The sequence below is a fragment of the Streptomyces sp. NPDC057271 genome, from assembly GCF_042668715.1.
Taxonomy (GTDB): domain Bacteria; phylum Actinomycetota; class Actinomycetes; order Streptomycetales; family Streptomycetaceae; genus Streptomyces.
In genome coordinates this window covers 1-19,909 of sequence record NZ_JBHUYJ010000013.1, presented here as the reverse complement: position 1 = coordinate 19,909, position 19,909 = coordinate 1, and the positions used below count along the sequence as shown (strand labels likewise).

At 71.7% G+C, this 19,909-nt stretch carries 17 protein-coding genes and 2 pseudogenes; 5 read left to right on the top strand and 14 right to left on the bottom strand.

The window, feature by feature from the left end:
- Positions 1-107 precede the first annotated feature (107 nt).
- From ACFUJR_RS09175 to ACFUJR_RS09150, 6 genes and pseudogenes are all read right to left on the bottom strand, one after another.
- Positions 108-677 (bottom strand): GAF domain-containing protein, encoded by a 570-nt coding sequence (locus tag ACFUJR_RS09175; RefSeq protein ID WP_383163572.1) that lies wholly within the window; start codon positions 675-677, stop codon positions 108-110.
- On the bottom strand, positions 674-1,297 hold the full coding sequence (locus ACFUJR_RS09170) for an ATP/GTP-binding protein (protein ID WP_383163574.1): 624 nt from the start codon (positions 1,295-1,297) through the stop codon (positions 674-676). Before ACFUJR_RS09170 ends, ACFUJR_RS09175 begins: the two co-directional genes overlap by 4 nt.
- Complete coding sequence (locus ACFUJR_RS09165) at positions 1,275-1,646, bottom strand: DUF742 domain-containing protein (protein WP_383163576.1); 372 nt, start codon at positions 1,644-1,646, stop codon at positions 1,275-1,277. Before ACFUJR_RS09165 ends, ACFUJR_RS09170 begins: the two co-directional genes overlap by 23 nt.
- 2 nt (positions 1,647-1,648) lie before the next feature.
- On the bottom strand, positions 1,649-2,083 hold the full coding sequence (locus ACFUJR_RS09160; protein WP_383163577.1) for a roadblock/LC7 domain-containing protein: 435 nt from the start codon (positions 2,081-2,083) through the stop codon (positions 1,649-1,651).
- Positions 2,084-2,089: 6 nt separating this feature from the next.
- Positions 2,090-3,934: a sensor histidine kinase gene (locus ACFUJR_RS09155; protein WP_383163579.1), complete on the bottom strand. Its 1,845-nt coding sequence runs from the start codon at positions 3,932-3,934 to the stop codon at positions 2,090-2,092.
- Positions 3,935-4,484: 550 nt separating this feature from the next.
- A pseudogene (locus ACFUJR_RS09150) lies at positions 4,485-5,700 on the bottom strand (RNA-guided endonuclease InsQ/TnpB family protein).
- Between the two features lie 26 nt (positions 5,701-5,726).
- Between ACFUJR_RS09150 and tnpA the strand changes: the two are divergent.
- Positions 5,727-6,142 (top strand): annotated as a pseudogene (gene tnpA / locus ACFUJR_RS09145) (IS200/IS605 family transposase).
- 133 nt (positions 6,143-6,275) lie between these two features.
- Here tnpA and ACFUJR_RS09140 read toward each other — a convergent pair.
- Together ACFUJR_RS09140 and ACFUJR_RS09135 are read right to left on the bottom strand one after the other, a co-directional pair.
- Positions 6,276-6,683 carry a hypothetical protein gene (locus tag ACFUJR_RS09140; RefSeq protein ID WP_383163581.1) on the bottom strand — a complete coding sequence of 136 codons (408 nt, stop codon included), beginning with the start codon at positions 6,681-6,683 and terminating at the stop codon, positions 6,276-6,278.
- A gap of 158 nt (positions 6,684-6,841) precedes the next feature.
- Positions 6,842-8,428, bottom strand: a complete 1,587-nt coding sequence (locus ACFUJR_RS09135) for an RICIN domain-containing protein (protein WP_383163583.1) — start codon at positions 8,426-8,428, stop codon at positions 6,842-6,844.
- A gap of 526 nt (positions 8,429-8,954) precedes the next feature.
- Here ACFUJR_RS09135 and ACFUJR_RS09130 point away from each other — a divergent pair.
- Positions 8,955-9,995 (top strand): helix-turn-helix domain-containing protein, encoded by a 1,041-nt coding sequence (locus ACFUJR_RS09130; protein ID WP_383163585.1) that lies wholly within the window; start codon positions 8,955-8,957, stop codon positions 9,993-9,995.
- A gap of 285 nt (positions 9,996-10,280) precedes the next feature.
- On the top strand, positions 10,281-10,973 hold the full coding sequence (locus tag ACFUJR_RS09125) for a YoaK family protein (RefSeq protein ID WP_383163587.1): 693 nt from the start codon (positions 10,281-10,283) through the stop codon (positions 10,971-10,973).
- A gap of 91 nt (positions 10,974-11,064) precedes the next feature.
- Here ACFUJR_RS09125 and ACFUJR_RS09120 read toward each other — a convergent pair whose 3' ends face one another.
- From ACFUJR_RS09120 to ACFUJR_RS09110, 3 genes are all read right to left on the bottom strand, one after another.
- Positions 11,065-12,570 carry an MFS transporter gene (locus tag ACFUJR_RS09120; protein ID WP_383163589.1) on the bottom strand — a complete coding sequence of 502 codons (1,506 nt, stop codon included), beginning with the start codon at positions 12,568-12,570 and terminating at the stop codon, positions 11,065-11,067.
- Positions 12,571-12,600: 30 nt separating this feature from the next.
- Complete coding sequence (locus tag ACFUJR_RS09115; protein ID WP_383163591.1) at positions 12,601-13,677, bottom strand: hypothetical protein; 1,077 nt, start codon at positions 13,675-13,677, stop codon at positions 12,601-12,603.
- Between the two features lie 321 nt (positions 13,678-13,998).
- Positions 13,999-15,198: an MBL fold metallo-hydrolase gene (locus tag ACFUJR_RS09110; RefSeq protein WP_383163592.1), complete on the bottom strand. Its 1,200-nt coding sequence runs from the start codon at positions 15,196-15,198 to the stop codon at positions 13,999-14,001.
- A 123-nt stretch (positions 15,199-15,321) separates the two neighbouring features.
- Between ACFUJR_RS09110 and ACFUJR_RS09105 the strand changes: the two genes are divergently transcribed.
- Positions 15,322-16,500, top strand: coding sequence for a Glu/Leu/Phe/Val dehydrogenase dimerization domain-containing protein (locus ACFUJR_RS09105; RefSeq protein ID WP_383163594.1), 1,179 nt, complete (start codon positions 15,322-15,324; stop codon positions 16,498-16,500).
- Between the two features lie 81 nt (positions 16,501-16,581).
- Complete coding sequence (locus tag ACFUJR_RS09100) at positions 16,582-17,238, top strand: TetR/AcrR family transcriptional regulator (RefSeq protein ID WP_383163596.1); 657 nt, start codon at positions 16,582-16,584, stop codon at positions 17,236-17,238.
- A 203-nt stretch (positions 17,239-17,441) separates the two neighbouring features.
- Here the strand turns inward: ACFUJR_RS09100 and ACFUJR_RS09095 are convergent, their stop codons facing one another.
- The 3 genes from ACFUJR_RS09095 to ACFUJR_RS09085 form a co-directional block, all read right to left on the bottom strand.
- Positions 17,442-18,233 carry an SIMPL domain-containing protein gene (locus ACFUJR_RS09095; protein WP_383163597.1) on the bottom strand — a complete coding sequence of 264 codons (792 nt, stop codon included), beginning with the start codon at positions 18,231-18,233 and terminating at the stop codon, positions 17,442-17,444.
- A 118-nt stretch (positions 18,234-18,351) separates the two neighbouring features.
- Entirely contained in the window at positions 18,352-19,365 is a 1,014-nt protein-coding gene (locus ACFUJR_RS09090) for a DUF6745 domain-containing protein (protein WP_383163599.1), read from the bottom strand.
- Between the two features lie 62 nt (positions 19,366-19,427).
- Positions 19,428-19,754: a hypothetical protein gene (locus ACFUJR_RS09085; protein WP_383163600.1), complete on the bottom strand. Its 327-nt coding sequence runs from the start codon at positions 19,752-19,754 to the stop codon at positions 19,428-19,430.
- Positions 19,755-19,909: the final 155 nt, after the last annotated feature.

The following is a 19,909-nucleotide window of genomic DNA, read 5'->3' as shown; positions in this document are numbered from 1 at the left end:
CGTGGACACACGGCAGCGCCCCGGCACGACCACTGAGTCGTCCCGGGGCGCACCCATGGCGGTCCCGTGTGCACCTCCCGCCGGAGCGGGAGACCCGTCCGAGCGGGTCAGATCAGCCCTTCCTCACGGCGGTGGATCTGCTCCACCAGCTCCGCCGCAAGCGACTTGATCTTCTCCAGACCGGCGCGGCCCCACGGCCGTACGTCCGTGTCGACCACACAGATCGTGCCCAGCGCTATCCCCGTACGGTCGATCAGGGGCGCGCCCATGTACGAGCGGATGCCGATCTCGTCCACCACCGGGTTCCCGGCGAACCGGGGGTAGTCGCAGACGTCCTCCAGCACGAGCGCCTTGCGGCGCACCACCACGTGCGGGCAGTAGCCGTGGTCGCGGGCCATGTACCGGCCGACGTCGCCTCCGGCCGCCGCCGCGCCCAGGTCGCTGCCCGTGTGGGTGCCGGCCGGGGTGTGCAGCCCGGCGAAGAACTGCCGGTTCTCGTCGATGAAGTTGACCATCGAGTAGGGGGCGCCGGTCACCTCCGCGAGCCGGTGGGCGAACTCGTCGAACGCCTGCTCCGGCCGCTCCCCGATGCCCAGTTCGCGCAGCCGGCGCACACGGGCGGGAGCGTCCTGGTCGACGGGGGTCAGCAGCAGATGACCGGTCGGGTCGTAGGTCATGACGGTGCTCCGTAGCTCGGCACGGGGGCCGGGATGGTGGTGAGCAGATGCTGGACGAGAGTGAGGAGGGTACGGATGCCCGCGCTGGAGATCCGGGCGTCGCAGAGCACGACCGGTACCTCGGGGTTGAGGTCGAGCGCCGCCCGCACCTCGTCCGGCTCGTAGCGGAACGCACCGTCGAACTCGTTGACCGCCACGACGAATCCGATGCCCCGCCGCTCGAAGAAGTCGACGGCGGAGAAGCATTCCTGCAGGCGGCGGGTGTCGGCGAGGACGACCGCTCCGAGGGCTCCTTCGGAGAGTTCGTCCCACATGAACCAGAACCGTTCCTGGCCGGGGGTGCCGAAGAGATACAGCACGTTCCTGTCGTCGAGCGTGATGCGCCCGAAGTCCATCGCGACCGTGGTCGTCGTCTTGGACTCCACGCCCTCCAGGCTGTCCGTGGCCGCGCTGACCTGGGTCAGCAGCTCTTCGGTGCTCAGCGGTTCGATCTCGCTGACCGCACCCACGAAGGTCGTCTTGCCCACGCCGAAGCCGCCCGCCACCAGGATCTTGAGCGCGGTGGGGAACGGGTCGGCCGCGACACTCTCGTGGCGCTCAGAGCCGTTGTCGTAGGCCATCGAGCACTGCCTCCAGCAGGGAACGGTCGGTTGGGTTGGCGTGGAAGCGGGGCGCGCGGGCGGTGAGCGCCCCGCAGTCCACGAGATCGGAGAGCAGGACCTTGGTGACGACGGCCGGTAACCGTAAGTGCGCCGCGATCTCCGCCACCGAGGTGGGTCCGGCGCACAACCCGAGGGCCAGGCTGTGTTCTGGACCCATATGCGGTTGGGGGGAGGAGCCGGTCGCCATCACCATGGAGAGGAGGTCCAGCGCGGTGGTCGGTCGGGTCCGGCCTCCGCTCACGGTGTACGGACGGATCAGCCGGCCCGCCGCGTCGTCGAGCCAGGGCCCCTCCTGCGGGGACGTCACGCTCACTGCCTTGTGATGCCCGCCGCGCCCGCAGCCTGTCTGGCGGGAGTGACGAGATACGGTCGGACGCTCTTGACGAGCATCGCCATCTCGTAGCCGAGGACGGCGGCGTCCGCCTCGCGCCCGGCGAGGACCGCCAGACACGTGCCGGAGCCTGCGGTGGAGACGAACAGCAGTGTGGAGTCGAGCTCGACGACCACCTGCCGCACCTCGCCTCCGTCGCCGAACCGCGCGCCGGCGCTGCGGCCGAGCGAGTACAGCCCGGAAGCCAGCGCGGCCATGTGGTCGGCGGCGTCGGTGTCGAGGCCGTGGACCGACCTGACGAGGCCGTCGGAGGAGAGCAGTACCGCGTTCCGGGTGTACGGGACCCGCTGGACCAGGCCGCTCAGCAGCCAGTCGAGATCCGAGGAATGGCCGTTCGGCACATTGCTCGCCATGGTGATCTACTCCTTGTGCGCGTCATCGGGACGCAGCGCTTCTTGGTGGGGTGCGGGCTGGGATTCGGCGAGTCCGATGCCACGCTGGAAGGCGGCCATCAGACCGGGGTCGTGCAGGGCGTGCTCCTCGGGACGGCGGGCCAGGGGCTCGTCCCGCAGCTGCGGGACGAGGTGCTCCTGGGCGCGCCGCCTGGGGAGCAGGGGGCGGCCCGCCGACTGGGCGCGCTCGGCGTCGTCCGCCTGCTGGAGCGGGATGGCGGGGGCGGAGCTGGTGTACGCCAGGGGCCGGTGCGGCGGTACGGTGGCCGCGGGCTCCGGAGCGTGCGCCGGGGTACGTACGGGCGCATGCGGGAACGACTGCCCGGGCGTACGTACGGGAGGCGGTACGGGGGCGGAGGGGGGCGACGCCGGTGACGCCGGTACGGGACCGGGCGCGGTGGCGGGTGCGGGCGCCGTGTGGACGGGGCGGGCGGGCGCCTGGGGAACGTGCTGCGGTCCAGGCTGCGGGATCTGCTGAGGAACCTGCTGCATCTGGGGAGGCTGTACGGGCGACGGGCCCGCGGCCACGGCGGCCGCCTGCCCCTCACTGCGCGCGAGTCCCTCGGGGTCGGCGCCGAGAAGACCCTGCGGGAGCACGAGAACGGCCTGGACACCGCCGTAGATGTTGGACTGGAGGCGTACCGCGATGCCGTGGCGCCGGGCGAGCGCGGAGACGACGAAGAGCCCGATGCGGCCGTCCTGGAGCAGGTGGGCCACGTTCACCTGGTCGGGGTCGGCGAGGAGCGCGTTCATCTTGTTCTGCTCGGTGACCGGCATGCCGAGGCCGCGGTCCTCGACCTCGATGGCGAGGCCCGCGGTGACGTACTGGGCCCGCAGCAGCACGGTGGTGTGCGGTGCGGAGAACAGCGTCGCGTTCTCGACGAGTTCGGCCAGGAGGTGGATGACGTCGGCCACGGCGTGGCCTCGGAGCGTGCCGTCGATCGGCGGCACCAGCTTCACGCGCGGGTACTGCTCGACCTCGGCGATCGAGGAGCGCAGCACTTCGGTCATGGTGACCGGATTCGACCACTGCCGACGGGAGATGGCGCCACCGAGCACGGCGAGGTTCTCCGCGTGGCGGCGGATGCGGGTGGCCAGGTGATCGACGTGGAAGAGGCCCTTGAGCAGCTCCGGGTCCTCGACCTCGTTCTCCAGCTCGTCCAGGAGCTGGATCTCGCGGTGCACGAGGGACTGCAGACGCCGGGCGAGGTTGACGAAGACCTCGACCTTCTGCTCGTTGCCGACGCTGCTGGAGAGCCGGGAGGCCTGCACCACGGCGGCCACGGCGGCCTCGTGGGAACGGGAGAGCTCTTGGGCGAGCAGGTCGAACTCGTCGCCGGACGAGGCGGCGGGCGGGGTGACCGGGCGGGGCGGGGCGCCTTCGCCGCGTCGTAACTGCTCGACGATCGTCCGCAGTTCGTTCTGGCCGCGGGCGCTGGAACGGCGCAGGGCGTTGCAGCGGTCGAGTACGGACTTGGCCGCCCGGTCGGCGCCGAGCGCGGCCGCGGTCACGGAGGCGACCGTGAGGGCGGCCGCGCCGGTCAGCGCGGCCCAGAGACCGGGGGTCGGACCGGCTCCGGTGGAGCGGATGGTGAAGATGACGGCGGCTGCGCCGCCGAGTGCGACCGCGACGGCGGGAAGCACGGAGGTGCGCAGGAGTTGGGAGCGTATGCGGGCTTCCGTCGGGAGCGGCGCGGATTGCCGCGCGGGGTTGGGAGCCCCCGCACCGGAAGCGGAACGAGCGCCTGACCGGCCGTGCCGTCCGCCTTCGCGGCGTTCGGACCGCGCGGCGGGTGCGCGAAGTTGAGACATGAGTGTCCTTGGTACGTGCCCAGAAGTCGGCGTACTACGGGGGGTGCACTACGTGGGTCGGATGAGCCTACCGATGATCACCAACCACCCACTCTAGACGTCAACCGTTCATGTGCGGTGTGCAGTTGACAAAGTTCCCCGGAGAGGGGACCCACTCTGCTATCACCCTTCGCACGACAGGCCGATAACGCGTGGCCGGAACTCGACGAGGGCGTGTGGGGGCGGGGGAACGGAGGAGGGCGGGCCGGGTGGAGGCGTATCCATCCCGCCACCCTCGGTGAGATCCGGCCGTGACCGGAATCTGCCTGCACGCTCCCGTACGGGCGCTCGAGTCGGCCCTCCCCCGCCCGGCACGGAGCACCCGACACGCCGCCCCGACCAGCCATCACCCGATTTCCGCATTCGCGTTCGCATCGACAGCACGCGCGTGAGCGCCGTCAGGCGTGGCGCGCGACACATACCCAGGCCAGGCGGGTGTGCCGCCATGTCTTCGGCCAGGCCGACGGCCGAAGTGCTGGTGATCTTCCAGTCTTGACTTCCGCTCCCGTCCTTAAAGGGAGGGGATTCCTACCACGGTCGGCTGACCGTCTCGGTGGGTTCCTGCTTCTTCGCGCTGTGCCGGGACAGGTCCCGGTCTTACCGCGCTCGACAGGCTGACACCGCCAGTCCGGCGGCCTTGGCGACGTTGACCGCCGCGTTGATGTCACGGTCCAGCCAGGCGTGGCACGCCCGGCACTGCCGGACGCGCACGCTCAGAGGCTTGGGGCCGTCCTTGACCCCGCACTGCGAGCACACCTGAGACGTGGGCTCGAAGCGCCCGATGCGTACGAGGGTGCGCCCGTACCGGGCGGCCTTGTACTCCAGCACCGTGAGGAACGACGACCATCCGGCGTCATGCACGGACTTGGCCAGGCGCGTACGAGCGAGTCCCTTGACCGCCAGGTCTTCCACTGCGACCGCTTGGTTCTCGTGGATCAGCTTCGTGGAGAGCTGGTGATGAAACTCGCTCCGTGCGTCGGCCACCCGCGCGTGAGCACGGGCAACCTTCAGCCGGGCCTTCGTCCTGTTGCTGGAACCCCTGGCCTTACGGGACAGACGGCGCTGTTCCCGCTTCAGCTTCTTCTCCGCCCGACGCAGGAAGCGCGGGGATGCGATCTTCGTGCCGTCGGAGAGGATCGCAAAGTGCGTCAGCCCCAGGTCGATACCCACCTCGGGCGTCACCTCGGGCAGCGTCTCGTCCGTGCCGGTCTCGACCACGAACGAACAGAAGTACCGCCCTGCGACGTCCTTGATCACGTCACCGTGGACGGAGTGGAGGGAAGTGTGCGGGACCACTTGACCCGCACGTCGCCGATCTTCGGCAACGACAGGTCACCGCCGGTCGTGATCTTCCACCGGGCGTTGGCGGTGAACCTGACGGCCTGCCGGTTGTCCTTGCGGGACTTGAACCGGGGTGCACCCATACGCGGGCGCTTGCCCTTCAAGGAGTCGAAGAAGTTCCGGTAGGCGGTGTCCAGATCCCGAAGGGACTGCTGGAGCACGACCGCCGAGACCTCGCTCAGCCAGGCCCGTTCCTCGGTCTTCTTCGCGGCCGTGACCTGCTTCGACAACTCGGCCGAAGTCACGAACGGCAGCCCTTCCGTGCGGGCGGCCTCACGAGCGCGGAGCGCATCGTTATAGACCACCCGCGAGCACCCGAACGCCCTGGCCAGCGCGGAACGCTGAGGACCGTTCGGGTACATCCGGAAGGAGTACCTGAGCTGCATGAGCGTGATCGTACTGCAGTTGGTTTATGGCTGACTATCAGAACATCGGCACCGGCAGGCACTGCACTTTCGTCCTGCACGCCCACTTGGTTTTCGTGACGAGTACCGGCACAAGGCCTTCACCGACGCCCATCTCAAGCGCATGGAGGAAATAATGCGCGCCGCCTGCGCCGACTTCGAGTGCGAGCTGGTGGAGTTCAACGGCGAGAACAACCACGTCCACCTACTCGTGAACTTCCCGCCGAAGGTCGCCCCGTCCAAGCTGGTCAACAGCTTGAAAGGCGTCAGCTCACGCAGGCTCCGCCAGGAGTACCCGGAACTGGTCCGGCACTACTGGCGGGCGCAACGGCTGTGGTCCGGCTCGTACTTCGCCGGATCGGCCGGCGGGGCTCCGCTGTCGATAGTCCGTCAGTACATCGAGCAGCAGAATCGTCCGCTGTGACCTGCGCGTCAGAGCAGTTCTGAGAATCGCTTCACCACCGGGCTGAAGCCCGGTGCACTGCGATCAGTCCCGATAGCAGGCCGCCGATGGATCGGGAGCCCTGGACTCATCGACGGCTCACGACAGCCCTTCCTTACGCAGGACCCGCAGGACCCGCAGGGTCACGCCGGTCCTCGACGTGGACGATGCGCAGTTCGGTACCGTCCCGGTGACGCTTGGAACGTCCGAGCAGCCCGACGGCGATGTGCGACTGGTCCTGAGGCTCATCAGGGCCGACATAGGTCAGGACGTCGTCGTGGTGCCCGGTGACGACCCATCCCTCGACGTCCTCAGGGTCGATCACCCCGAAGTCCCCTGCGGAGGATCCGGCGCGCGCCGGGCCGAACTGCTTCAGGATCTCGGTGGCCTGTTCGGCCGGCTCTCCGTCCGGGGCGGGCAACACGACACACGTGCCGTGCTCGAACAGCACCCACGACTTGCGGGGGTCGGCGAGAAGCCGCTGCCAGACGTCTCTCAGTATCTCGGTGTTCACGGCCGTCATGATGCCGCAGCGCACCGACACCGGTGCTGCCCCGGGCCGGGTGACCGGACCGGACCGGGAGGAGCCCCCGCCGGCCCCTTCCGCGAGGAAGGGCTTGGAGCCCGGCGAGGGCGCGCCGCCCGCGTGGACGGGCGTATCAGGCGGGGAACACCTGCGGCTTACGAGCTGACGTCGGGCTCAGGCCCGCACTGGATCTTGCCGATGAAGTAGCCGCTGAACGCGCCTCCGAGCAGTCCGGCAGCGGCACCGGCCGGACCGCCGGCGAAGACACCGCCGATAGCACCGCCGACAACCGCCTTGTTCATCTCCTTGCGCATGCAGTCATGCCACTCCTTGTGTTCCGGCCCTTCGGCGGTACTCCCGAGGCCGGTCGGGGCGAAGGACGCCTCCTCGATGCCGGCGAGGGACGTCTTCGCGGTGGAAGAGGTCTTCCTGCCGACGGAGAAGCTGGGCGCGGTCATGGTGCCCGTGATCGTGCCGTTGCCGTCGCCGATGGTCTGGGTCAGCGTGGTGCCCTCGACGCGGAGGTGGACCGGCTGGGTCCTACCGGTGGCGTCCCGCATGGCTCCGGGCATGATCGCGGCGTGGGCCACGCCGTCGGCATCGACCACCAGGAGCTTGTCGTTCTCGGCGGCGGCGCGGTAGCCGTCGGGAATCCTCAGGGTCGTGGTGACCGTCTTCTCGTACGTCTGGGGCTCGGCCTCCGTGCCGGCCGGGTCGCTGCCGGGAGGGGTAGCTCCGGTGTGGGCGATGTACATGGTCGATCCGGCCGAGGAGTTGACGACCGGGACCGTGACGGCGCCCTCGGTCGTCCAGGGGAAGCCGCCCTTGTCGAAGGTCCAGATACCGGTGACGTCCTTGGCGATGGCCGCGAAGTCGACCCAGCCGTAGTTCTTCGGCGGGACCGTGACGAGCACGCCGTTGATCTCGGCCTCGTCCACCTGGTAGGTGGTGGTCGACGTCAGCTGAGAGCTGATCATGGTCTGCAGGGGGACGGAGACGCCCAGGGAGGTCGAGACGCCCGCGGAGAAGCTCTGCGACCATCCGCTGCGGTAGATCGTCGTGAAGACCTGGGTGACCTTCTCGGAGGTGTCGTTGTACCAGACCGAGGACGCCTTTTCGAGCGGCAGGGCCCTGGGCTCCCCCTCGGAGGTCTGCTTCCAGGAGCAGGTGGAGGTGTTGGTCGAGCACAGGTGCGAGTAGAACTCGGTGGCGAGCTTCATCGCCTCCGGCTGCTTCGACGCCGGGACGGTCCACTGCTGCGCCGTGCTGTTGTTGCAGTTCCAGACCTGGGTCCAGGCGTCCGGGTACGTGGCGCCCTGAGCGATGTCGAGGCAGGCGGCGTTGTTGCTGCGAACCAGCGAGAACGTGTTCGGTTGGCCGGCGACCGGCCGGAAGTGCCATGCCTGCTCGGCCTTGCCGCAGTCCTGCTGCGACAGGGGCCACGTCTGCTGCACGCACTTGCCCGTGAAGGCGTTGGCGATCCGGAACTCGCCGTGGCCGAGCGGGATCAGCCTCCACTCCTGGTGATAGCCGGGGGTGTTGTTGGCGACGATGAACACACCGGCGTGGGTGTTGCCGTTCTGGACGTCGAGACGCCGCCCGTTGGCCGTGGTGAACGTCCAGGTGTCACCGTCGGTCGTCTCGGCTGCCTGCGCCGTGACGACGGCTCCGGTGGCGAGCATGAGCAGGGCGATGAACGGTGCCGCTAAGAGACGCAGGGCACGTATGAGAGGTGAACGCATGACGCCTTCCTGTGGACGATCTATGAGTCCTCGTGCCGGTGGCACCGAGGCGTTGACGCGTTGCGGAGCCGGCCGGCGACGCCGTCGAGGTCACGGCGGAACAGCGGCACACGCAGCTCGTGGCTGCCGGGCTCCTCGTACCACCCGTGACCGCGGCCCGATGTGGCCGGCAGGCCGCGGAACTCCCGGTGATGCGTGTCGCGGCCGAGCCCTTGGTCATGCTCCGTTCGCCTCCGCATGGGCGGTGGCCCGTACCCCGGAGCAGGCGGGTTCCGACACCGGCAGCCGGTCGTCTGCTCACCTGGCTCCCTTTCTAGGCGGACTCAGGGCCGCGGAGTGGGGTGGTGTGGCCGTGGACCGTCTCCGCCGTGCGCCGCGCACATTCAAACGCGGGATCGCGCCCCATGTCCCGGCCCTCCGACCCCGTCGGACAGATCCCGGACAATCCCCGGACAATGGCATTTCCACATCGGCGGACCGCGGTACGCCGGTGAACGGACACTCCGAGGACAGGAAGGAATCAGAGGTGGGACGCCAGGAACAGCCACTGGACCCGCAGCAGGGCCCCGTGGCCCGATTCGCTCATGAGTTACGCGATCTGAGACGCCGGGCGGGCAGCCCGCCTTACCGGCGACTCGCCGCACGGACCCACTACTCGGCCTCCACCCTGGCCGCCGCGGCCGCCGGCCAACGCCTGCCCAGCGCCGCTGTACTGGAGGCTTTCGTGAGCGCGTGCGGCGGCGATCCGGCGGAGTGGGAGCGGCGCCGGATCCACGCGCACGACCTGTCCACGAGTCCTCCGGCGCCACCGATGGAGGCCCCGCCGGCCTCTGCGGCCCAACCGCCCCCATCAGCCTCTTCGGCCACGCCGGCCGATTCGGCGCCCAGCACCAAGGCCCCGGCACGCGGTTCGAGGGCGTCACAGTGGTGGCTGCCGCGCCGGCTCAAGGGCCTCGCCGCGGCCTTCGTGACGGCCGTCATGACGCTCGGCGCGCTCCTGTCCGGCGACTCCGTATCACCCGAGGGCGCCCCGGCGGCAGACCGGACGCGCGACGTGCCCGACCCCGTGGCGGGCGTCCGGCTGCAGGACCACGGACGGTGGTTGCGGACCGACACGGACATCCCGCAGCGCTACCGGCACCTGATCATCGAGGCCGGGACCATGTGTGACATCCCTCAGGTCACGCCCGCCCTGGTGGCCGCCGTGCTGGAAGCGGAGAGCGGGTTCGATCCCGTGCTGAGCGACCCGGCCAGGGACGAGTACGGCATCGCCCGCTGGACACCCCGCGTTCTTCGCTACTACCTGCCGCCCACCCAGCAGAAGACCATCCCCACGCCGCCCTTCAGCCCCGAGGACTCCATCCCCGCCGTGGGCAGGATGCTCTGCGCCATAGCCCCCGAACTCGAAGGCGTTCCAGGCGACCCGGCCCTCAACCTCGCCGCGGGCTACCGCATCTCGACCTGGCGAGTGCAACGACAGGGCACCGAGCTCCAGCGCATCCGGCCGTACCTCGACCGGGTCCGCACCAACCTGGAGCGCTACCGCCCGCCTTCGCCCCCTTCGTAGGCGCACGGAGGAGCCGACCGGGGGCCGCAGGACCTCACTCACCGACGCCCGCGACTGCGACATGTCCACCGACGACTCCGCCGACCGGTGAGTCACGGGACGCGTTGCGTCCCTGCCAGGCCGACCGAGCCCGGCCCGCTCCCGGCCCCTTCCCCGGCGTGCCGTGTGACCGGGCTGGGGCTGTAATGGGCGGCGGGACCCGTTCGGCGGCGGAGCGGGAACGGTCGCCGGGCGCCGGCCGGACCGGCCGTCCCGCCCTCTCGTCGGCGACAGGAAGGCGTGCCCGTGCCCGTACCCGCTCATCCCGATCCACTGCCCAAGGTGCTTGTCCTGCTGACCGCGGTCACGGGCGTCGTCGACGCGGTGGCCTTCCTCGGCCTCGGGCAGGTCTTCACGGCCTTCATGACCGGCAACATCCTCTTCCTCGGCTTCGCGCTTGCCGGGGGCGAGGGTCTGACACCCCTCGGGTCGTCGACGGCGCTCGCCTCGTTCGTGGTCGGCGCCGCCGCGGGGAACCGCCTGGGAGTGCGCTTGCAGGCCAGGCGCCGGCGGTGGATCTTCACCTCGGCCCTCATCGCGGCGACCCTGCTCGTGGTGGGGGCGCTGGTCGCGCTCGGCCTGCCGTCCGTCACGGGAGAGCCGTCTCCGCGGCACTACGCGGTGATCGCCTCGACCGCGCTGGCGATGGGGGTACGCAGCGCGACCATGTGGCGGCTCGGGGCCGTCCTCAACACCACCCTCGTCACCGGAACCCTCATCACCTGGATCCGGCACTCGGCTCTGGGCGGCGGGGCGGGTGACCTGTCCCAGCGCTATCGGGCCGCGGGTCTGGTGGCGGTGCTGACCGGCGCGGCCATCGGCACGCTGCTGTTGCGGGTGAGCATCACCGTGGCTCTGCTGGTCGCGGCGGCGGGTGTCCTGGGAGGCATGGGGGGATACGCGGCCCGTCCGGCATCCCGACGACCGCCGACCGCGTGACGCGCGCGTTCCCCGCGTCGGCCGTTCCCGTCCCGGGCCCACCCCGGTTCACCCCGGTTCACCCGCGGCTCACCCGCGGCTCACCCGCGGCTCACCTGCGGCCCGGGTGGCCAGGGGGCCCTTCCGCGTCGCCCGACGCGGGGTGGCGGGCCTGGTCCCCAGGAGGCAGACGCCGGGCCAGAAGGCCCACGGCCACCGCCAGGGCAAGCAGCAGCCAGGAGCAGCCCCTGAGAGCCGCGGTGAAGTCCCGCTCGTCCAGCCGTGCCCCCGTGTCCTGCGGATCGGCGCCGAGCAGGGCGACGAAGAGCGCGCCGAGCACGGCGACCCCGAGAGAACTGGCGAGCTGGTTCGTGGTCAGCACCATTCCGGAACCGGCCCCGGCGTCCTCGCGGCGGACGGTTGCCAGGACGACCCCGATGAGCGGCGCCGAGACGAACCCCTGCCCGACCCCGGACACCACCAGCGCGGGCGCCATGGTGAGCACCGCGAGAGGTCCGGAGGAGAGCGGGCCGGGCAACAGCGTCGCGATGAGCACGACGTAGCCGACCACCATCGTCCCCGCGCCGACGAGGAGGACCCGGCTGCCGTACCGTGCGGTAAGCCGGCGGCTGGCCAGTGACGCGGCGGCGAACCCGACGCCCAGTGGCAGAAACCCGATGCCGGAGGCGAGCGGCGACAGGTGCAGGCCGTCCTGGAACACGTACGCCAGCAGCAGGAACAGCCCGTAGTTGCCGCTGTAGAAGACCAGGGCGATGGCCAGCCCGGTCCGGAACCCGGGTCTGCGGAAGAGCGACGGCGGGACCAGAGGGCCGCCGCCCGCGATCTCCCGCCGCCGCTCGGCGTACCACAGGGCGACCAGGGCCAGGCCCGACCCGGCGAAGGCCGGCCAGACCCAGACGGGCCAGCCGTCGGCGCTGCCCCGGATGAGCGGGAAGATCAGGAGCGTCATGGCGACCGCGGTCAGCAGCAGGCCCGGAATGTCCAGGGGGTGCCGCCCGGCGAGCCTGCGCTTCTGGAGCGTGGCGGGTACGCAGGCCGCCACGGTGAGCCCGACCGGCACGTTGACCAGGAACACCGAGCGCCATCCCAGACCGAGGACGTCCAGTCGGATCAGAGCGCCGCCGACGATCTGCCCGAGGACCGCCCCCAGGCCCAGCGTCGCCCCGTACAACGCGAGCGGCCGGGCCCGTTCCCGTTCCGGGAAGATCACTTGGATCAGCGCGAGCACCTGCGGCAGCATGAGGGCTGCCGCCAGCCCCTGGCCGAGGCGCAGGGCGATGAGCACTCCGGCCGACGGTGCCGCCGCGCACCCTGCGGAGAACGCCGTGAACCCCAGCACACCGAGGAGGAAGACACGCTTCTGGCCGTAGGAGTCGCCCAGCCGCGCCCCCGTGGTCAGCGCCACGGCGTACGCCAGGACGTATCCGCTGATCACCGCCTGGATGTCGTCGAAACTCGCGTGCAGGTCACGCTGGATGGACGGGGCGGCGACGTTGACGATCAGCACGTCGAGGATGCCCATGAACGCCGCCAGGAGCAGGACGGCCAGCGCCCTGCGCCGCTTCGGGCCGGGCGGCCGGGCCGGGCCCTCCGTCATGCCACGCCTCACCTGTCGCGTCCGGGCCGGTCACACGCGTGCGATGCGCAGGGGTACGACATGCCAGTGGGTTTCGACCGCCTCCGGGTCGGCGGCGACGCGGGCCCGCATCCCGGCGGCGAACGCGTCCGCGAGGGCGTCGACGTCGCTGCCGCCACGGCCGGGATCCAGCGCGCTGAACAAGGAGGGCTGGAACGCCGCCTGGAAGAACGCCGTCACCTGTTCGGCGTAGCCCTGGACGTCCCCTGTCTCCCGGAGGTGTCCGAGGAGGATGTCGGGCAGCACCACGAGGTCGTGTTCCTCGACCCGCAGGAGCTCTGCGAGCGGCCCATCCCTGAGCGGAGCGAGGAACTCCTCCCTGGTCCGGTTCCAGGTCGGAATCGTCATGCCCGCGTACTCGACCGACGTGATCAGGCCCTCGCGGGTCAGGTCGGCCAGTACGGCCCCGGCCGTGTCCATCAGGCCTTCGGCCCCGCTCGAACCGTCGTCGGCCGCCGCCCCGCCCAGGACGACGAGCTGCCCGCCGGAGCGCAGCTCCCGGGCCCGGTGGGTGAGGAACGCCTCCCAGTCGGACCGGGACTGCTCCTTCAGGGCCCGGCGTACGCCACCGGTGGCCCGTGAGGAGAAGACGTGGTCAGGGACGGGTTCGGGAACCCGGGAGAGCCAGTGCACCGCGATCGCGCTCCAGACCAGGTGCAGGTCCCCGGGCGGGAAAAGGGGCTCATAGAAGGACCGCGCCTCGGCCTGGGCGAAGACCTGCGGCAGGTGGGCGTAGGAGCCGGGCGAGTCCATGATCGTGGCGAACATGGCATTGAAGTCGTTCGCGGGGATATCGGTGTGGACCACCGCCACGGGGGTGTCCTCGCCGGTACGCACGCGGATCCCCTCCACCACGGCACGCATCGGGTCCAGGGAGTTGGTCCCGGCTGCCACACCGAGGTCCGCCACCCGAAAGGCCGTGCCGTCCTCCGGCAGAGCGACCACGTCCAGAGCCCGGTGCAACAAGGGCATCCCGTAGTCGCCGGCGCGGTGCTGGACCCGCGAATGCCGTGCGTAGCCCTGCCCCATGGAGCCCTCAGCGCTGCGAGGAGTGGACGATCCGCTCATCGAGACCTCGCTCACCTGCAGTCGCGGCCCCCTCCGACCACCATAGCCGGGGCCCGGGAAGCCGCCATCCCAGTCCTGCGACCGGCACGGCAGCAACGTTCTCACCACCTGCGCGACGCCCTCGCCCTGGCCGTACGCGGGCCCACCGCTCTCCCGAGCCGGGGTTCCGGGAGCCGCATCGTCCTCCAGAGGCGGATGACCGGCGTACGCCTCGCCTCCCTGCGGGCGCCCCGTCCGAAGCCCGCAGCACTCAGTCGAGCCCTGCGGACGCCAGACGCTCCAGCATCCGCGCGACCTCGGCGAAGTCGTCCCCGGCCGACGTCACCTCTCGCCCGCGAGGTCGAGATCGTCGCTGCGCGGCTCGGCGACGCCCTCAGCAGGCCGGGGGCGACGCCACGGTTGCGCGGTCGGATGCGCCACAGCGCGCCACCAAGGCTCGGCCGGCAGCTTCCCCTCTGGCTCGAACGGCGCGCCGGGACGGGGGAACGCCACAGCCTGGCCGGTCTCCTCGGCCTCGTACTCCGTCCACTCCCCCGGCTCCGCCCACGCGTGCGGGGCCAGGTTGAAGGTGGCCCAGTGGATCGGCAGGAGCACGCCGTGCGCCTGGCCGCCCTGGAGGTCGAGGTGGGCCTGGACGCCCTCGGCCGGGGTCATGTGGATGTCCGGCCAGTACTCGCTGTACGCGCCGATCTGGATCATCGTCGCGTCGAAGGGGCCGTGCGCGGCGCCGATCTCCGCGAAGCCGGGGAAGTATCCGGTGTCGCCGCTGTGGTAGACGCGGTGCTCGGGGCCCGCGACGACCCAGGACGCCCAGAGGGTGTGCTGGGTGTTGCGCAGGCCGCGGCCGCAGAAGTGACGGGCGGGCGTCGCGGTCAGCAGCAGGTCGCCGACCTCGGTGGACTCGTTCCAGTCCAGCTCACGCAGGCGCGAGGCCGGCACGCCCCAGCGTTCCAGGTGGGCGCCGACCCCGAGCGGCACCGCGAAGACGGTGTCCGTGGAGGCGAGCGCCTTGATCGTGGGCAGGTCGAGGTGGTCGTAGTGGTCGTGGGAGATCACGACGACGTCGACCGGGCCCAACGCGGCGATCGGCACCGGCACGGGGTGCAGGCGCTTCGGTCCGGCGAAGGCGAAGGGCGAGCAGCGGTCGCCCCAGACGGGGTCGAAGAGGACCCGGCGGCCGTCGATCTCCGCGAGGACGCTGGAGTGCCCCATCCAGGTGATGCGGAGGCCCGAGACCGGGGGCTGGGCGAGGTCGGCCAGCGTGGTGGCGTGGACGGGGATCGCGCCGGAGGGAGCACGGTGCGTCCGCGCCTCCTTGTCGAAGTAGATCTTCGCGAACTCGATCGTCGACCCGCTGGGTCTGATCCGCGCGGCCACGGGATTCCGGAAGACACCGTTCGCGAAGTTCGGCGAGCGGCGGATGCGCGCGAGGCGCTCCCCGGCCGGGTCGGCGCCGAAGGCCTCGGGCCGCAGGGCGCGCAGCCTGGCCCGCAGCGGATGGTCGGAGCCGGTACCGGTCACGGGTCCTCCTGATGGTCGGGGGTCGTTCCATTATGAGCGGCCTGCGACGCTCCCGGCCGGGCCGCGTGCTTCATACTGAACCACGGTTCAGTAGTGCACTCGCTCCAGCCCGGGAGAACGCCCATGAGCACCACTCCTCTGCTCTCCGTCACCTGGTCGGACCACGTCACCGGACGGCGGGGTCATCTGGTGGTCGACCGGCTGGTTCGCGGTGTGGCCAGCGGGGGCCTGCGGATGCGTGAGGGCTGCACCCTGGAGGAGGTGGCCGGTCTGGCGCGGGGCATGAGCATGAAGGAGGCCCTGCACTACGACCCGAACGGCCGGTACGTTCCGCTGGGCGGCGCCAAGGGCGGCATCGACTGCGATCCGCGCTCGCCCGAGGCGTACGGCGTCCTGGTCCGGTACCTGCGGGCGATGCGCCCCTACATCGAACGCTGCTGGACCACCGGCGAGGACCTCGGCCTGACCCAGGACCTGGTCGACCGGGCCGCGGCCGAGGCCGGGCTCGTCTCCTCGATCCAGGCCGTCTATCCGCTCCTGGACGACGAGACGCGGGCCCGGCGGAGACTCGCCGACGCCTTCGAGGTCGAGGTGGAGGGCATCGGCCTCGACGCGCTGGTGGGCGGCTGCGGGGTCGCGGAATCGGTCCTCGTGGCCCTGGACCGGGCCGGCCGGCCGTACGCGGGCACCCGCGTCTGCGTGCAGGGCTTCGGGACCATGGGCGGGGCCACCGCGCGCTTCCTGTCCCGATCCGGACTCGCCGTCGTGGCGGTCGCCGACGTGAAGGGCACGATCGCCAACCCCGACGGCCTGGATGTCGAAGCCCTGCTCGCGGCACGCGACCCGTACGGGACCGTGGACCGGAGCGCCCTGCGGCCGGGTGACTCGGAGCGTCCCGGTGACGCCTGGCTCGCGGTCGACGCCGAGGTCCTGGTCCCGGCTGCCGTGTCGTACGCGATCGACGGCCAGGCGGTGGAGCGGATCCGGGCCCGCTGGATCGTCGAGGCGGCCAACATGCCCGTCCTGCCGCAGGCGGAGGTGCTGCTCGCGGCGCGCGGAGTCACCGTCCTGCCCGACGTGGTCGTCAATTCCGCCACCAACGCCTGGTGGTGGTGGACCCTCTTCGGCGACATCGACGCAGACGCGGATGGCGCGTTCGCGCACATCCGCACGGCCATGCGCGCCCTGGTCGGCCGGATGCTCGACCGCGCGGAGGCGGACGGCACCACCCCGCGCGCCGCGGCGCACGCGCTGGTCGAGGAGCGGCTGCCGGAGATCGCGGAGCGGTACGGCTGGTACTGAGCGTCGGGCCCCTCATGCGGCCGCCTGGCAGGCAGAGAAGAGGATCATGGTCGGGGGGTGCGCGTGTGTAGGCTGACCGGCGTGACGAGAGTGCGGTTGAGCGTGGCGGAGCGGCGTGATGAGCTGCTCCGCGCTGCCGTCGAGCAGATCGAGGCGCGAGGCGTGGCCGCCGTCCGGATCGCCGATGTCGCGTCGGCCCTCGGGGTCAGCAACGCGCTCGTGCTCTACCACTTCTCGACGAAGGAGAAGCTCGTCGCCGAGGCGTTCGCGTACGCCGCCGAGGCCGATCTCGCCCATCTGCGCCGGCTCCTGGAGCGGCGCACCAGCGCCCTGCGCCGGCTACGGGCGGCCGTGCGGTGGTACGCCCCGACCGGGCAGGCCAAGGGGTGGCGGCTCTGGATCGAGGGCTGGGCGGCGTGCCTGCGCGAACCGGCGCTGCGCGAGGTCGCCGGGGCGCTCGACCAGCAGTGGAAGGCGACCCTGACCCGGGTGATCGGCGAGGGCGCGGCAGCCGGAGAGTTCCCGTGCCCCGACCCGGCCGCCGCGGCCTGGCGACTGACCGCCTTCCTGGACGGGCTCGCCGTGCAGATGACGTCGTACGCCGGATCGCTCTCCCGCGCCGCGATGCTGGAGTGGGCCGACGCCGCCCTGGCCAGGGAACTCGGCCTGCCCTCCCTCGACGAAACGGTCGACCGTGCGCCCGCACCCGACAGTCCGGGCCACAGGTCGTCGGTGTAGCCAGGCCCGCCGTCGCCCGCCGTCGCCCGCTCGCCGGGACGGGCAGCCACCCGTACGCAGCACAGCCACCCGCCGGTGGCGCACGGCCCTCGGGACGGACGGTCGTCCCCGTCCCCGACCCGTCCCCGCCCCGGCGAACCGGACAGCAGGCCATCGGCGTGGCCCGGCCCGTCGTCGGCCTGCGGCGGCCCGCCCCAGCGCGCTCAGAGCAGCTCGTACACGGCCGTGACCGTCACCTGTTCCTCGATCTCGCCGGGGGCCAGTGGGACTCCCGAGGCGTCGGCGGACGCCTCGGGGATGGCCCCGGCTGCGGGGCGGCCGCTGTCCGTCTCGGTGAGCGACACCAGCCGGCCGAGCCGGTGGCCGCTCAGCCGGGCGTGCTGGGCGGCCTTGTCGTGGGCGTCCTTGTGGGCGAGTTCGCGGGCCCTGGACCGCAGCGCGGCCGGATCGGCGACGTCGAAGGTCACCCCGTCCACCCGGCCCGCGTCCCCGGTCGCCTTGGTCACGGCCCCGACGACCTGGCCCGTCCTGTCGACGTCCCGGACCGTCGCGGAGACACTCTGCGAGGCCTGGTAGCCGGAGACCCTGCTCTCCCCGTTGCTGGCCTGGGTGTAGACCGGGAACAGGGCGATGCTCTCGGTACGGATGTCCCGGTCCGCGACGGACTGCTTCCGCAGCGCGGCGAACAGCGCCTCCGCCGCACGGCTCTGGGCCGCCATCGCCTCCTCACCGGTCTTGGCCCGCGCCTCGACCGCGACCGAGATCACCGCGATGTCGGGCGCGGCACCGGCCCGCCCGGTCCCGGTCACGGTGAGGGTCGCCGGAGCGGGAGCTCCGACGGTCGCCGCGGCGGGGCCGGCCACGGGGGCCGCCGCGAGCGCGGGCGCGACACCGGCGAGCGCGAGCGCGCCGAGCACGAAACCGGCGGCCGTCGCGCGGCGGAGGAGACGGGTGCGGACAGGGGTGCGGAAGCGAGGGTGATGACCGGTCGTCACGGGCGGTCCCTTCGGCGGTGGTTGCCGGACAGCCCCGGCGCCGCCCATCCCAACACCCTCCACCGCCCCCGCCCGCGCGCCACTCCTGTCCGGTCACCCGCTCAGGTCTGTCGCGTCGTCAGGTCTGCACCACCGGTTCGTACGCCGTCGTGCCAAGCCCGAAGGTCCACGCGACGCCCTCGCGCGCGGTCCTCGTCCCGGGCGGCACGCGCAGCCAGTAGGTACGGAACGAGCCGTCCGGCTCCGGGGTCGCGTTGACCACCTCGACCATGACCACGTCCTCGTCGTCCACGAGCTCGATGCGCCAGAGGACACCCGCCTCGTCCCGGCCCACGGGGCGGGCCACCGACTCCGCGAGGTAGCGCTCGTAGCCGTAGTACTCGAGCATCACGCGCCGCAGTTCGGCGTTCTCCTCGGCCCGTATCCGCTCGGGAGTGAGCCCGCCCAGTCCGGCGAGGAACTCCGCCGGCACCGACATGCCCCGCCAGGCGTACAGCGCGAAGCCGTCGCGGAAGGCGAGCGCGGGACCGTCGCCCCGGTCCAGGCGCCCTGCCTCGTCCCGGTGCAGCTCCACCGGCCGCTCGCACACCACGGCGACCCTCTCGTACGGCCACCACCAGCCCGCGTGCGCGGCTACCGCGGCGAGCCCGGCAAGCCGTTCGCCCCGGCCGTCGAAGGCGGCGAGCCAGGCCGCGTCCTGCTGTCCGAGGACCGCGTCGAGCAGAACCAGGCGCACGGCCGCGGCGTCGACGGACGTCCCGGCGAGATCGTCCACGACGGCGGACCGGATGCGATCGGCGAGCGTCCGCGACGCCTCCCAGAGCCGGGCGCCGGTGCTGGTCCACAGCGCGGTCCAGCCACGAGGGCCGAGCGCGTCATGGATCCGGCGGCGCTCCTCCGCCCAGGGCCGCGTCCGGACCTCGTCGCGCACCGAGCGCCCGGCGTCGGCCAGTTCGCGCACGAGCGCGACGGCCTCCCGGGGCGAGTCCGCCCAGACGATCCGCTCCGGGGCGGCGAGGCCGGCCGTGCGGTACGCGAGCCGTACCCCGGCCTCGGCCGCCGCTCGGTCCGCCGCCCCGGTGGCTGCCGCGACGGCCCGCCACCTGTCCACCGCCGTCGTTGTCCCGTTCATCTCTCCCCCTTGTTCCTGCGCGGCTGTTGCTTCGCGACGACTTCTCGGTCCGCGCCGCCGGGTCAGTCCGCGACGATCCGGTACGCGCCCGGCGTGTACTCCCGCTGACGCACCACCCGGTACCAGCCCTTCGGCAGCGGGATCGGGGCGTGCTCCTCGTGCACCACCCGGCCTCCCGAGGGCAGTTCGAGCACCAGGGGGCCGAAGGGGCCCGGCTCGGCGACCAGTCGGCCAGGCCCCGGGACGGCGTGGGCGTGCCCGGTGACCTCGCCGAGCGCCAGGACCATCCGCCCCCGCGCGTCTCGCGGCTCCCCCTCCGCGTCCTTCACGTGGTCGGGCACCGCGCTCTCCGCGACGGGCACGATCAGCACGTCTCCCTGCCGGTACATGGCTCTCCCCTCCGTGGTGGACACGCCACGTGTCGACCACGCACACGACGCTAGACGCAGCCACTGACATTGATGCTGATACTCAGGTCCCGGTGGTCGTGGCTCTGCCACTGACTGACGCCCTGCTGGGCTGTCTTCCCGCTGTTCTGCCCGGC